Source organism: Pseudomonas sp. RAC1, assembly GCF_030658255.1.
GTDB classification, from domain to species: Bacteria; Pseudomonadota; Gammaproteobacteria; order Pseudomonadales; family Pseudomonadaceae; genus Aquipseudomonas; species Aquipseudomonas boreofloridensis.
Map to the genome: position 1 here is coordinate 25,132 of NZ_JAUTXS020000035.1, position 14,152 is coordinate 39,283.

The window sequence follows — 14,152 nt, forward strand, 5'->3', positions numbered from 1 at the left end:
GAATGCACCGACAATCGCAGGACAACCCATGCTGTATTCGCTTCAGGCGCTGCGCGCGTTCGCCGCCTGGGTGGTGGTCTGCCACCACTTCATGCAGATCTTCTTCGACTTCCATGCCGACGGCCCCGTGGGCCGCCTGCTCGCCGAGCGCGGTGCGGTGGGCGTGGACATCTTCTTCGTCATCAGTGGTCTGGTGATCTACCTCTCGACCCGCGACAAAGACATCGCGCCCCGCGAATTCCTCCTCAACCGCGTGCTGCGCATCGTCCCGGCCTACTGGTTCTACACCTTGCTCATGGCCGTGATGCTGCTGGCGGCCAGCCGCTGGATGCCGCATCAGGTGTTCGACTGGCAGCATCTGCTGCTGTCGCTGTTGTTCGTGCCGTCCGAAAACCCCGGTGGCTATGGCCTCTATCCAACGCTCAACGTCGGCTGGACGCTGAACTTCGAGATGTTCTTCTACCTGCTGTTCGGCCTGGCCTTTCTGGTGCGCCAGCGCCATCACCTGATTCTGGTCACCGCTGCGTTGCTGCTGGTCAGTGAAGTGCTCGGCCGTCTCGGCGTGCTCAGCCGCTTCTACAACAACGACATCATCTACGAGTTCGTGCTGGGGATCGGGCTGGGTGTGCTGTACCGCCGTGGTTTGATTCGCGAGGGACTCTGGCTGCCTTTGGCGGTGCTGGTGGCGGCCGGCTTCGCGTTGTATCGGCTCGACGCCTCGCAACGCCTGCTGCACTGGGGCTTGCCCAGTGCCATGGTGGTGCTGGCGTTCATCGCCCTGGAGCCGTACTTTCGCGGTAACCGGGTGCTCAAGGCGCTGGGCGATTGTTCCTACTCGGTGTACCTGATCCACGTGCTGGTGCTCTGGGCCGGCTGGTTCGTCAGCCAGCGCCTGGCGCTGAACCCGTACCTGGTGTTCGCCGTCTGCGTGCCGGCCATCGGCTTGCTGTCGTGGTTCAGTTACCAGTGGCTGGAGTGCGGCCTGTACCGGCGATTGAAGGCGCAGTTCGCCACGAACCAGGCTGCACCGGCGCTATCCCGAGTCAAATACTAGGACTTTGTCCGATGCCGGGCTTTGGCGTACACTGCACGGCAAGTCTGTGAGGAACTTCCATGAGCGCTATAACCATTACCGACGCCGCCCATGATTATCTGGCCGATCTGCTTTCCAAGCAGAACACGCCCGGGATCGGCATCCGCGTCTTCATCACCCAGCCGGGCACCCAGTACGCCGAGACCTGCATCGCGTATTGCAAGCCGGGCGAAGAGAAGCCTGACGACACCGCCGTGGGTCTGAAGAGCTTCACCGCTTACATCGATGCCGTCAGCGAGCCGTTTCTCGAAGACGCGCTGGTGGACTACGCCACCGATCGCATGGGCGGGCAACTGACCATCAAGGCGCCAAACGCCAAGGTGCCGATGGTCAACGAAGACAGCCCGCTCAACGAGCGCATCAACTACTACCTGCAGACCGAGATCAATCCGGGGCTGGCCAGCCACGGGGGGCAGGTGAGCCTGATCGACGTGGTCGAGGACGGTATCGCCGTGTTGCAATTCGGCGGCGGTTGCCAGGGCTGCGGCCAGGCCGACGTGACGCTCAAGGACGGTATCGAGCGCACGCTGCTCGAGCGCGTGCCGGAGCTGAAAGGCGTACGCGATGTGACTGACCACAGTCAGAAAGAGAACGCCTACTACTGAGTCCAGTGGAAGGCGTGACGCATTGGGGCCGCATTGTGCGGCCCCAATCGCATTCAGTGCAAAGCCCTCACAGGATCGGCTTGCCGCCGGTCACCGCATAGCGCGACCCGGAAATGTAGCTGCTCTCGTCCGAGCCCAGCAGCACATAGATCGGCGCCACCTCTACCGGCTGTCCCGGCCGTCCCAGCGGCGTTTTCGAGCCGAAGTTGCGCACCGCCTCATCCGGCATGGTCGCGGGGATCAAGGGTGTCCAGATCGGGCCTGGCGCCACGCTGTTGACCCGGATGCCCTGCGGGCCGAGCATCTGCGCCAGCCCCGCACTGAAATTGGCGATGGCGCCTTTGGTGGTGGCATAGGCCAGTAGGCTTGGCGACGGGTCGTCGGAGTTCACCGAACTGGTGTTGATGATCGAACTGCCGCGCGGCATGGACGGCAGCGCCGCCTTGCAGATGCGGAAGATGGCGGTGATGTTGATGTCGAACGTCTTCACCCACTCCTCGTCGTCGATTTCGTCGAGGGTTTCATGCGACATCTGGAACGCCGCGTTGTTGACCAGAATGTCGATGCGCCCGAACTGCCCGACGGTTTTGCTGACGATGTCGTGGCAGTGCTGTTTCTGCGCCAGATCGCCCGCCAGCAACAGGCACTGACGACCTTCGGCCTCCACCCATTTGGCGGTGTCCTTGGCGTCTTCGTGCTCGTTAAGGTAGGCAATGGCCACATCGGCGCCCTCGCGGGCATAGGCGATGGCCACCGCCCGGCCGATGCCGCTGTCACCCCCGGTTATCAGCGCCTTCTTACCCGTCAGCCGACCGCTGCCGGTGTATGACTGTTCGCCGCAATCGGGTACGGGGTCCATGATCTTCTGGCTGCCGGGCACGGTCTGCGGCTGCGAGGCGAACGGTGGGGTGGGGAAGTTGCGCATGGCGGTCACTCCTGCTGAAGGAAAAGGTCTCTTTGCCTATGAAGCGAGCCAGTGCTCAGGGTTGGAACGGATCTACGCCTGCCACGACAGACGGTCGGCGGGCGATTGATCTGAATCTTTCTCGCGCGCCTGTCTCTATCCTCTATCGAGTCACACAACGATCAGGAGCGATCGCGTGCCACGCATCATCACCCCCGCCACCCCCGAGCATGAAATCTCCAGCGAGCGCGAAGCACGGATGTTCGGCTCGCCGAAAGAGCGCCTGGATTTCTATCGCCGGGAAATCCAGTACGAGACCACCATCCTGGCCAACCGCACCGACGCCTACCTCACCGCGCAATCCTTCCTGGTCATCGCCTTCGTCTCTGCCATGAGCAACCTCAACGAGCGCTGGGGGCAGATGTTCACGTTGCTGGTGCCGCCCTTCCTGGCGCTGCTGGGCGTGCTCAGTTCGCTCAACGCCTGGCCGGGGATCCATGCCGCCTACAAGATCATCGACCACTGGCAGCTCAAGCAGAGCAATCTACTGCGCAGCGAACCGCTGATGGGCCTGGCCTACGACGAGTCGCCGCTGTTCGCCGAGGCCGAGACCTCACGGGCGTCGCATCGCAAGTCGCTGCTGTTTTCCCTGCGCACGCCGTGGATCTTCCTGGCGTTCTGGGTGATTTTGGGCGGTTACGCGCTGTTCATTCAGCTGGGTTGACGGACCGCCTTCACATTTCACTTACAGTCAGCACGGCCGTCCATCTGGCAGAATCCCTTCCTTTTCCTGTGTCTGGAGACCTTCATGCTGCGTGTACTCGAACGCTGGCTTGACCCTTTCCCGCCCGACGAGGCCCCGCCACCGCCCATGGGGCTGGCGCGCTTCATGTGGGCCTGCACCCGCGGCGCGCGCGGCTACATCGTCGCCCTGGCACTGCTGAGCGCCGCGGTGTCGGTGTATGAAGCCTGGCTGTTCGCCTTTCTCGGACAAGTGGTGGACCTGCTGGCCAAATGGCAGGTCGGCGAAGCCGTAACCGCCGAGGAGACTCGCGTGCTGTGGGGCGTTGGCGCCGTATTGGTGATCAGCATCGCGCTGGTGGCCGCACGCACCATGGTCCAGCACCAGGTCCTGGCGATCAATTTGCCTCTGCGCCTGCGGTGGGATTTCCACCGTCTGATGCTTCGCCAGAGTCTGTCGTTCTTTTCCGATGAATTCTCCGGGCGGGTAACCACCAAGGTGATGCAGACCGCCCTGGCGGTGCGCGAGGTGCTGTTCACCTTGATCGAGATCCTGCCGGGTATCGGGGTGTACTTCGTGGCGATCATCGCCTTGGCGGGCGGCTTCGCGCCCAAGCTGATGCTGCCGTTCGTGGCCTGGTTGCTGCTGTTCGGACTGACCATGCTGTACTTCGTGCCGCGCCTGGGCAAAGTGGGGCAGGAGCAGGCCAACGCCCGCTCGTCCATGACCGGGCGGGTGTCGGACGCCTACACCAACATCACCACGGTCAAGCTGTTCTCCCATTCCAAGCGCGAGGCGCATTTCGCCCGGGCGGCGATGGAAGACTTCAAGCACACCGGTTTCCGACAGATGCGCCTGGTCAGCCAGTTCGAGATCGCCAATCAGGCGCTGGTGGTCGGTTTGATCTTGAGTGCTGGCGGCTATGCCCTGTGGCTCTGGCACCAGGGCCAGGTTGGCGCCGGTGCGGTGGCAGCGATCACCGCCATGGCGCTGCGCATCAATGGCATGTCGCACTGGATCATGTGGCAGATGACCTCGCTGTTCGAGAGCATCGGCACCGTGCAGGACGGCATGGCCACCCTGGCCACCGGTCCCAAGGTGCAGGACGCGCCCGGTGCCGGTGTGCTGCAGACCCAGGGCGGAGCCGTGAGCTTCGACAACGTGCACTTCAACTACAACGGCGAACGTCAGGTGCTCGATGGCCTGAGCCTGGAGATCCAGGCCGGCGAGAAGATCGGCCTGGTGGGCCGCTCCGGGGCCGGCAAGTCGACCTTGATCAACCTGCTGCTGCGGTTCCACGACGTCGACCGAGGACAGATCCGCATCGACGGCCAGGATATCGCCCAGGTCACCCAGGACAGCTTGCGCAGTGCCATCGGCATGGTCACCCAGGACACCTCGCTGTTGCACCGCTCGATTCGCGACAACATCGCCTACGGCCGGCCTGACGCCACCGAGGCGCAGATTCGCCAGGCCGCCGTCGACGCCCAGGCCGATGACTTCATCCGCCAGCTCAGCGACCGCCAGGGCCATACCGGCTACGACACCCTGGTCGGCGAGCGTGGCATCAAGCTCTCCGGCGGCCAGCGCCAGCGCGTGGCGATCGCGCGGGTCATGCTCAAGAACGCGCCGATCCTGCTGCTCGACGAAGCCACCAGCGCGCTGGACTCGGAGGTGGAAGTGGCCATCCAGGAAAGCCTCGACGAGATGATGCAGGGCAAGACAGTGATCGCCATCGCCCACCGCTTGTCGACCATCGCTGCGATGGACCGGCTGATCGTGATGGACGAAGGGCGCATCATCGAGCAGGGCACCCATGCCGAGCTGCTGGCGCGCAACGGCACCTACGCCCGGCTTTGGCAGCATCAGAGCGGAGGCTTCCTCGGCGAAGACCAGGGTGTGCTGGAGGCCGCCGAATGAGCCAGAGCCGGTCGTCTACGCAAGGACCTGCCCATGCACACCTCTGAGCGGCTCAAAGGCCTCGACGTGTTCGTCGCGGTGGCCGAGTGCGCCAGCTTCACTGCGGCGGCAGAGCGCTTGAACCTCACCGCCTCGGCGGTCAGCAAGAGCGTGGCGCGCCTGGAGGCACGGTTGGGCGTGCGGTTGTTCGAGCGGACCACCCGCACCCTGGCACTGACTGAGGCCGGGGTGACCTTCCAGCGCACCTGCACCCGCGTGTTGGCCGAGCTGGAGGACGTGGAGTCGGCGTTGCTCAACGACAGCGAAACGCCGCAGGGTAGGGTACGCATCGACTTGCCGGCGTCTTTCGGACGCCTGCACGTGCTGCCGCTGATCCTGGATTTTCTGCACCTGTTTCCCAAGGTCGATCCGCATGTGTCCTTCACCGACCGTTTCGTCGATCCGGTGGCCGAAGGCATCGACATCGTGGTGCGTATCGGTGGTCCCGATGCCTGGCCAGCCAGCCTCGGGCACCAGTTCCTCGGTGCGCAGCGCCTGGTGTTCTGCGCCGCACCCCGGTATCTGCAACGCCATGGCGAGCCCCGCGACCAGGCCCAATTGCACGACCATGCCTGCGTGGTCTATGGCCAGCGTGATGGCGGTGTCGGGCCCTGGTACCTCAAGGGCCGCGAGGCCGGGGACATCGAACGACGCAGCATGCCTTCGCGCATCGCCGTCGGCGATGGCGAAGGCGAGGTGGCGGCCGTGCTGGCGGGGCTCGGCATCGCCCAGTTGCCCACCTGGCTGACCCAACGGCACATGGAGCAAGGCAGCGTGGTGGAGGTGTTGCCTGAACTGTCCACCGATGGCTTGCCGATCAACCTGGTCTGGTTGAAAAGCCGGGAAAACCTGCCCAAGGTCCGCGCCCTGCTCGACTACCTGGCGCCGCGCCTGTGCGCCCACGGTAGACGGCCTGCGCCGCCTGATACGGCACAATGAGCGCTGCCGGTCAGGGCGCGAGCCGCCGAACCACCGCCAACAGCACCAAGGCCAGCAGCGCGACGCAGGCGGCCACGTAGCCCAGGTAGTCGGTGCCCAGGTGCGTCAGGGTCAGCCCGCCGATGATTGCGCCCAGGCCGATGCCGGCATTGGCCGCCGACACGTTGCTGGTGCCCGCCAGGGCCTTGGCCTGCGACACGCACGCCATCACCCGCACCTGACAGATGGGGTACAGCGCGGTGTTGGCGATGCCCCACAGCCCCAGCACGGCGCACAGCAGCACGGTGGAGTGGGCGACGGGAACCAACGCTGCCATGCCCAGCGCCAGCAGGATCAGGAACAGCCGTGTGGCATTGAGCGGCGAGCGATCGACGAGCTTGCCGCCGATCCAGTTGCCGATCAGCCCCACCGCACCGAAGCCCATCAACCACCAGCCGACCTGCGCGGGCGGCACGCCAGCCACGCGCTCCAGTAGATCGGCCAGGTAGGTGTAGCCGATGAACATCGCCGTGAAAACCACCACCGACAGCAGCACATTGCCCACGAAATAGGCGTCCTTGAAGATCGTCGCCTGCTGGCGCAGGTCCAGTTTCGCCGTGCGGGCGACCTGGGGCATCAGCCACCACAGGGCCACGGCCATCAGCAACGACAGCCCGGCCAGCACCCAGAACGCCCCGCGCCAGCCGATCAGCGTGGAGGCGACCGTGCCCAGCGGAATGCCCAGCAGCATGGCCGCCGAGATGCCCAGGTATACCCTGGCAACCGCGCGCCCGGCGTGCTGTTTTCCGGCCAGATGCCCGGCGGTTTCGCTCGCCGTGCCCCAGAACACCGGCAGCGCCATGGCCGGCACGATGCGGGCGATGGCCAGCACGGTGAAGTTTTGCGCCACGGCGGCCAAGGCGTTGGTCGCCGCGAACAGGCACAGGATCGCGATGAACAGGCGCTTGCGGTCGAGGTGGGAGAGCGCGGCGGTCAGGGGCGGACCGAGCAGCATGACGGTGAAGGCGAACAGGGTGACCAGTTGCCCGGCGGCTGAAACCGACAGATCCAGATCGCGCGCGATCTGCGGCAGCAAGCCGACGATGAGGAATTCAGTGGTGACAATCAGAAAAGCCGAGAAGGCCAGGATCGCGATGCTGATCCCGGTCTTCTGCGTGGAGGGTGCTGCCAGAGGGGGCGTTTGGTAGACGGACATGATCGGGCTCTATGTAAAGGCCGATCAGTCTATTCGTTAATCCATTTCCCTTTTCTGGCATTAATTCCCGGAACTGATGAACTGAATTCACTAATTAGCCCTCGCTACAACGTCAGTGCCAGCAGTGCCGCCAGCAGTGCTGGCGGCATGACTACCATGCCCAGGCGCAGGAACTGCCAGGCGCCGACCTGTTCGCCTTCACGGCGAATGGCGACCAGCCACAGCAGGGTGGCCAGCGAGCCGGTGATCGACAGGTTCGGCCCCAGGTCCACGCCAATCAGCAGCGCTGCGGTGGTCTGCACCGGCAGTTCGGCAAGGTGCCCCATGGAGCCGGCGATCAGCCCGGTGGGCAGGTTGTTCATCAGGTTGCTGGCGATTGCCACGCCAATGCCGGCGGCCCAACTTGCCTGGGTCGGTGCGTCGTGAGCCAGCGCCGCCAAGGACTGGGCCAACTGACGGATCACGCCGGTCTGGGCCACGGCTTCGACCAGCACGAACAAGCCCGCCACCAGAGGCAGGACGCCCCAGGCCACATGCCGCAGTACCGGCATCGGGCTGCGCCGCTGGCTCAGGTGGATCAGGGCGGTGGTCGCCACCCCGGCACAGAACGTCGGCAGGCCCAGCGGTGTATCCAGGGCTGAAGCCAACAACAGCAGCGCGCCCGTCAGCACGATGCCGAGCGCGCACAGGCGCGCGCCCCGCGACAGCGGTTGCGGGTCGATGCTCAGCGCCAGTGGCTGGCTGATCTGCCGGCGCTGGGTCAGGCGCAGGGCCAGGTAAGTCAGCACGATGGCCGCCAATGACGGCAGGCTGAACTGACGCAACCAGTCCAGCAGCGGCGGCATCTGGCTGCCGAACACCACCAGGTTGGCCGGGTTGGAGATCGGCAGCACGAAACTGGCGGCGTTGGCGATGAACGCGCAGATGAACAGGTAGGGCAGGGGATTGGCTTTCGCTGCCTTGCACGCTGCATACACGGCAGGGGTGAGCACCACGGCGGTGGCGTCGTTGGACAGGAACACGGTGACCAGGGTGCCGACCAGGAACACCAGGTCGAACAGGCGCTGGCCCGAGCCGCGCGCGTGCACCACGGCATAGCGGGCCAACCAGTCGAACAGCCCTTCCTGGCGCGCCAGTTCGGCCAACACCATCATGCCGATGAGGAACAGATAGACGTCGCCACCTTCGGCTACGGCGTGCAGCGCGGCGGGTAGCGGAATCAGCCCCAGCACGGTCAGCAGCAGCGCACCGCCCAGTGCCCAGACGTATTCGGGGATGCGCCATGGGCGCAGGATGACGCCGCCGGTGGCCAGCGCGGCCACCGTCCAGATGATCAAGGTGCTTGTAGAAAAACTCATCGGTCGTTCAGTTTCCAGCGGGGGTCGGCATGACCGTCGGCGTATCGCTCGAACGGGGGTGGGTTTCCGGCAGGGCCACCAGCACCAGCACGAAGGCCACGGCGGCGATTCCGGCCAGGGTCAGAAAGGCCGCATCATAGCCTGAGGACTGCACCACCAGGCCAGCGATGCCGGGGCTCAACGCTGCGCCCAGGCCAAAGATCGCGGTCAAGGCGCCGAGGCTGACGTTGAAGCGGCCGGTGCCCTCGGTCAGGTCCTTGACGATGATCGGGAACAGCGCGCCGAAAATCCCGGCACCAATGCCGTCGAGCAGTTGCACCCCGACCAGCCAGAACGGATTGTCCGAGACCACGTACAGCGCACCGCGCAGCGGCAGAATCAGGAAGCCCACTAGCAGAAATGGCTTGCGTCCCCAGTGCTCGGCCTTGGCGCCCACCAGCAGCGCCATCGGCACCATCACCAGTTGTGCGGCGACGATGCAGGCCGAGGTCAAGGGCGTGGCCAGGCGCAGGTCCACCTGCGACAGCTTCTGGCTCACCAGCGGCAGCATGGCTGCGTTGGCCAGGTGGAACAACGCGCAGCACACGGCGAACAGCAGCAGGGTACGGTTGTGCAAGAGCAGCTTGAAGCCGGCGGGCGCAGCGTCCCCGGCTGGCCCGTGGCCCAACCCCCGCGCCACCTGGTGATCGATCGCCGCTGCCGGAATGCGGCTCACGGCGATGACACTGGCCACCGTCATCACTGCCATCAGGTAGAACACCACCACCGGCCCGTACAGATAGGCCAGCCCCCCCGCCAGCAGCGCCGAGAAGGCGTTGCCGGCATGGTTGAACGATTCGTTGCGCCCCATGCGCCGGGTGAATGCCTTGGGCCCGGTGATGCCCAGAGAAATGGCAGCGATGGCCGGTGCGAACACCGAGCCGGCCAGGGCGCTGATGGTCTGGGTCAGGGCCACCAGGCTGAACGAGGCCATCAGCGGCAGCAGCAGGCAACTGCCGGTCACCAGCAGGGCCGCGATCACCACCACCGCCCGTTTGGCCGGGGTGCGGTCGATCAGCGCTCCGGCTGGGGTCTGCGCCACCAGCGCGGCGATCCCGGCCAGGCTCATCACCAGGCCGATGCTCGCAGGCTGCCATTGGTGCACGGCCAGCAGGTAAATCGCCAGGTAGGGGCCCAGGCCGTCACGGACATCGGCGAGGAAGAAGTTCAGCCAGTCCAGGCCGCGTTGGTGCGAAGCGAGAGGGATGTGGTTGTCCAAGATGGCATCTCGATGAGGCCCAAGAGCAGGACACGGGCCGCGCGAGCGGCGGCGCCGTGAGTCGGTGCAAACGAAGTGAACCCAGGTGGTCGATGAGTGGGGTGGCCGTCGGCTCCTGATCAGGCAGTCTCTGAGCACAATGACTGTGGCGTCAGGCGATAGGTTCCAGGCCCGCTCACCACTCGATCGGCTGCCCGTCCCAGGCCAGGAACGCACCGTTGTGCGCAGGGCCGTGACGGGCGACCAGGTCCAGCAGGCGCTCGGCCGTGAAGGCCGGTTCGAACAGTCGCTCTGCCGGCACATTGGCTTGGAAGGGCTGGGACAGGTCGGTGTCGGTGGTGCCGGGGTGCAGCATCAGCACCGTCGACAGCGGATTCAGTCGCCGCAACTCGATGCTCGCGGTGCGCAGCAGTTGATTCAGCGCCGCCTTGCTGGCCCGGTAGCTGTACCAACCGCCGAGGTGATTGTCGCCGATGGAGCCGACCCGCGCCGAGAGTGCGGCAAAGGTGGCCGGATGCTTGCGCAGCAGTGGCGCGAGGTGCTTGAGCAACAGGATCGGCGCGAAGCTGTTGCTGAGAAACGCCGCCTGCAGGCTAGCCAGGTCCAACTGCGCCAGTGACTTTTCGGGCCGGGCCGGCGCCTCATGCAGGACGCCCAGGGTGCACAGCACCAGGTGCAGATGGCTGCACTGCTGGCGCAGGGCGCTGGCCAGGTCGGCCAGTGCCGACTCGTCACGGGCATCGCAGTCCAGCAGCACCAGGCGGCCAGGGTGTTGTTGCGCCAGCGTCTGAAGCGCCTGGCTGGCGGAGGCTCGACGCGATACCGCGAATACCCGTTCGACATCGCTGCGTGCCAGCAGGCGTTGGCACAGCGCGAGACCGATGCCGCGACTAGCGCCGCAGACCAGCACCTGACCTGGACCTGGCAGCTCTGCAATCAATGCCATCTTCGACTCCTGTCGATCTCATGAGATTTTGGGAATTAATCGGGCTGAGCTTGTACAAATAATCAAGCGTGTACAACTTTGCACGCTGATCATCCTAGACCGATAGGCGTGCGAGGTCCCATGAACATTCAGCAACTGAACGAGATGGCCGCGGCCGGCCGCATCAACGAACTGGAAGTGCTGTCCCTGGAAGGCGGCTTCTACGTGCTGCGTGCGTTCACCGGCGACGGCCCGCTGTCGCTGCACGACGAACACGGCGAGGTGATGCGCCTGCGCTCTACCACCGAAGTACGCCAGGTGCTGGCCGATACCCCGACGCTGCCGTGCTGGCTGGTGCAACACGTGGTTCACGACGAAATGTGCGGCTTGCGCGACGGCCCGCTGGCGCCGCTGCGGGTGCCGCTGTCGATGGATCGTCCGTGGTGATGGCAAATGGCTGACAGCTTGGCGGAACGATGTCGCACGTAAGCGGGTCCACTTTGGGTAACATTTTGTAACTCGACGCGCCAGGGCCTGTATCCCTGCCGCGCGTTATCCAACGCCTGCACGCTGCAATTCGTTTTCGTGCCCCTGCTTGGAGCAGGCCGGCACAGCGATGCTGAGTGCTTGGTCACAGGTGGAAACCAATGTTGTCAGCCAAACAATCTTCACGCCGCAAGTTCCTGCTGTCGTCCTTGATCGCCTTGCCGGCGCTAGGCGTCACCGTCAAGGGCCTGAGCGCGGCGCTGGCCGCCGAGATGATCGCGCCGAGCCTTGAGCGCTATTCCCCGACCTTTTTCAGCCGCAGTGAGTGGACCTTTCTGCTGGCTGCCTGCGACCGCCTGATCCCCGCCGACGGCCGTGGTCCCGGCGCATTGGAAACCAATGTACCGATCTTCATCGACCAGCAACTGGCAGCGGGCCTGGGCAGCGAGGTCTACCTGCAAGGCCCCTTCGAGCCCCAGGCGCCGGCGACGTTAGGCTATCAGTTGCCCTACACCCTGCAGGAGATTTTCCACAAAGGCATTTCTGCCGTGGAGCACGCTTCGCTGGTGAACTATGGCCATCCCTTTGCGCTGTTGTCGCTGGGCGCGCAGGAGCAGACGTTGCATCGCCTGCAGGCGGGCGAGATCGACTTCGCCGAGCACGGCGAGCCGTTGATGAGCAGCACGTTGTTCTTCAACGAGCTGCTCAACCTGACCCGCCAGGGCTGGCTGGCCGACCCGATCTATGGCGGCAACAAGGGCATGAAAGCCTGGGTCGCCATCGGATTCCCAGGCGCGCGGGCCAGCTATCTGGAGTGGGTGGCGCAGCACGAAGTGGTCTACCCGCTCGGGCCGGTGAGCCTGACGGGAGAGCGGGCATGAGCTGGGTTTCCGACGTTTTCGCAAGCAAGGGGTGTGCATGGCAACGCTAACCAATGACGAAGTCGACGTGGCTGTGGTCGGCCTGGGCTGGACCGGCTCGCTGATGAGCATCGAACTGGCCCAGGCCGGCCTCAAGGTACGCGCCTTCGAGCGTGGCGAGGACCGCCGCAATGCCGATTTCAGCTATCCCAAGCCGGCCGATCAGTATGCCTATGGGGTGCGCAACAAGATCATGCTCGCACCCAAGGATGGCGCGCTGACGGTGCGCCACAACCTGCAAGGCACCGCGTTGCCCACCCGCCAGTGGGGCGCTTTCGTGCCGGGCACTGGGGTCGGCGGCTCTGGTCTGCACTGGACTGGCGTGCTGATCCGACCCACGCCGACCGACCTCAAGCTCAAGACCTACGCCGATCAAGCCTACGCTCCAGGTGTGCTGCCCGCCGACATGCAGATCCAGGATTACCCCTTCACCTGGGAAGAGATCGAGCCGTTCCTCGACCGTTTCGACAAGATCTGTGGCCTGTCGGGCAACACCGGCAACCTCGGCGGGCAGATCATGGTCGGCGGCGACCCGTTCGAGGGACCGCGCTCCAGTCCTTTTCCACTGCCGGCGCTCGAGGACACGCTGAACAACACGATGTTCGCCCAAGCGGCGCGCACGTTGGGTTACCACCCATTCCCCAACCCGTCGGCCAATGTCTCGCGGGCCTGGAAGAACCCCTACGGCAATCAGATCGCGCCATGCAATTACTGCGGGTTCTGCAGCAAGTACCCGTGCCTGAACTACTCCAAGGCCTCGCCGCAGACCGCCGTGCTCGATGCACTCAAGCGCATGGACAATTTCGATTACCGGGTCAACGCCAATGTACTGCGGGTCGAACTGCACCCTGATGGCAAGACGGCCCGTGGCATCACTTACATCGACGGCCAAGGCAATGAAGTGTTCCAGCCTGCGCGGATCGTGGTGTTGGCCGCGTTCCAGTTCGTCAATGTGCGGCTGATGCTGCTGTCGGGTATCGGCAAGCCCTATGATCCGATCAGCGGCGAAGGCGTCATAGGTCGTAACTATGCGTACCTCAGCGTCGGCGACACCACCTTGTTCTTCAAAGGCCGGCGCTTCAACCCCTTCGCCACCGCCGGGGCCACCGGGCAGATGTTCAACGACATCTCTCCGGGCAACTTCGACGGGCCGGGCCTGGGCATCATCGGCGGCGCCAAGATCCACAGTTCCCAAGCCACCGGTGCGCCGATCGGCACCGCGCTGCCGGCCGGCACGCCGCAGTGGGGGCAGGCCTGGAAGGAAGGCATGCAGGACTGGTACGGGCACTCGATGAAGGTCAGCATTTCCACCGGCTGCATGTCCTACCGAGGCCACTACGTCGACCTCGACCCGACCTACAAAGACCCTTGGGGTCAGCCGCTGCTGCGTATCACCTTCGACTGGAAGCCCAACGAGCTGAAGTTGCAGCAGTACCTGCGCGGCATCGTTCGCGACATCACCCGCGAATTGGGACCTGACAGCTACAGCGAGAACTTCCTCGGCATGGATGACCACTGGGACATCACCAAGTACGTCTCCACCCACAACGTCGGCGGTGCGGTGATGGGCGACTCGCCACGCACCAGCGCGCTGAACCGCTATCTGCAGAGTTGGGACGTGCACAACGTGTTCGTGCCTGGCGGCAATGCCTTCCCGCAGAACTTCCAGGCCAATCCGACGGCGCTGATCGGGGCGTTGACGCTGTTTTCGGCCCAGGCCATCAAGGATCAGTACTTGAAGAACCCCGGCCCGTTGGTGCAGGCATGA

13 protein-coding genes are annotated in these 14,152 nt (G+C 64.7%); 8 read left to right on the forward strand and 5 right to left on the reverse strand.

Annotated elements, in window-relative coordinates; translation table 11 throughout:
* Positions 1-28 precede the first annotated feature (28 nt).
* Together Q7C30_RS14590 and nfuA are read left to right on the forward strand one after the other, a co-directional pair.
* A complete protein-coding gene (locus Q7C30_RS14590; RefSeq protein WP_029613565.1) occupies positions 29-1,054 on the forward strand; it encodes an acyltransferase in 1,026 nt (341 codons plus the stop codon).
* 59 nt (positions 1,055-1,113) lie between these two features.
* On the forward strand, positions 1,114-1,698 hold the full coding sequence (gene nfuA / locus Q7C30_RS14595) for a Fe-S biogenesis protein NfuA (protein ID WP_029613566.1): 585 nt from the start codon (positions 1,114-1,116) through the stop codon (positions 1,696-1,698).
* Between the two features lie 67 nt (positions 1,699-1,765).
* Here nfuA and Q7C30_RS14600 read toward each other — a convergent pair whose 3' ends face one another.
* Complete coding sequence (locus Q7C30_RS14600) at positions 1,766-2,623, reverse strand: SDR family oxidoreductase (protein WP_317871902.1); 858 nt, start codon at positions 2,621-2,623, stop codon at positions 1,766-1,768.
* 175 nt (positions 2,624-2,798) lie between these two features.
* Between Q7C30_RS14600 and Q7C30_RS14605 the strand changes: the two genes are divergently transcribed.
* The 3 genes from Q7C30_RS14605 to Q7C30_RS14615 all read left to right on the forward strand — a co-directional run bounded on the left by Q7C30_RS14605 (position 2,799) and on the right by Q7C30_RS14615 (position 6,242).
* Entirely contained in the window at positions 2,799-3,326 is a 528-nt protein-coding gene (locus Q7C30_RS14605) for a hypothetical protein (RefSeq protein WP_317871903.1), read from the forward strand.
* Between the two features lie 84 nt (positions 3,327-3,410).
* Positions 3,411-5,264 carry an ABC transporter ATP-binding protein gene (locus Q7C30_RS14610; RefSeq protein WP_317871904.1) on the forward strand — a complete coding sequence of 618 codons (1,854 nt, stop codon included), beginning with the start codon at positions 3,411-3,413 and terminating at the stop codon, positions 5,262-5,264.
* Between the two features lie 33 nt (positions 5,265-5,297).
* Positions 5,298-6,242 (forward strand): LysR family transcriptional regulator, encoded by a 945-nt coding sequence (locus Q7C30_RS14615; RefSeq protein ID WP_317871905.1) that lies wholly within the window; start codon positions 5,298-5,300, stop codon positions 6,240-6,242.
* 10 nt (positions 6,243-6,252) lie between these two features.
* Here the strand turns inward: Q7C30_RS14615 and Q7C30_RS14620 are convergent, their stop codons facing one another.
* The 4 genes from Q7C30_RS14620 to Q7C30_RS14635 form a co-directional block, all read right to left on the reverse strand.
* Positions 6,253-7,437: an MFS transporter gene (locus Q7C30_RS14620; protein WP_317871906.1), complete on the reverse strand. Its 1,185-nt coding sequence runs from the start codon at positions 7,435-7,437 to the stop codon at positions 6,253-6,255.
* Between the two features lie 104 nt (positions 7,438-7,541).
* Positions 7,542-8,795, reverse strand: a complete 1,254-nt coding sequence (locus tag Q7C30_RS14625; protein ID WP_317871907.1) for an arsenic transporter — start codon at positions 8,793-8,795, stop codon at positions 7,542-7,544.
* A gap of 7 nt (positions 8,796-8,802) precedes the next feature.
* On the reverse strand, positions 8,803-10,053 hold the full coding sequence (locus Q7C30_RS14630) for an MFS transporter (protein WP_317871908.1): 1,251 nt from the start codon (positions 10,051-10,053) through the stop codon (positions 8,803-8,805).
* A 175-nt stretch (positions 10,054-10,228) separates the two neighbouring features.
* A complete protein-coding gene (locus tag Q7C30_RS14635; RefSeq protein WP_317871909.1) occupies positions 10,229-10,999 on the reverse strand; it encodes an SDR family NAD(P)-dependent oxidoreductase in 771 nt (256 codons plus the stop codon).
* Between the two features lie 120 nt (positions 11,000-11,119).
* Here Q7C30_RS14635 and Q7C30_RS14640 point away from each other — a divergent pair, with 120 nt between their 5' ends.
* The 3 genes from Q7C30_RS14640 (at position 11,120) to Q7C30_RS14650 (ending at position 14,152) form a co-directional block, all read left to right on the forward strand.
* Positions 11,120-11,425: a DUF6482 family protein gene (locus Q7C30_RS14640; protein ID WP_029613572.1), complete on the forward strand. Its 306-nt coding sequence runs from the start codon at positions 11,120-11,122 to the stop codon at positions 11,423-11,425.
* Positions 11,426-11,625: 200 nt separating this feature from the next.
* Positions 11,626-12,345: a gluconate 2-dehydrogenase subunit 3 family protein gene (locus tag Q7C30_RS14645; RefSeq protein WP_317871910.1), complete on the forward strand. Its 720-nt coding sequence runs from the start codon at positions 11,626-11,628 to the stop codon at positions 12,343-12,345.
* A gap of 37 nt (positions 12,346-12,382) precedes the next feature.
* The gene (locus tag Q7C30_RS14650; protein WP_295481810.1) at positions 12,383-14,152 is read left to right on the forward strand and encodes a GMC family oxidoreductase; all 1,770 of its coding nucleotides are present in this window, start codon (positions 12,383-12,385) and stop codon (positions 14,150-14,152) included.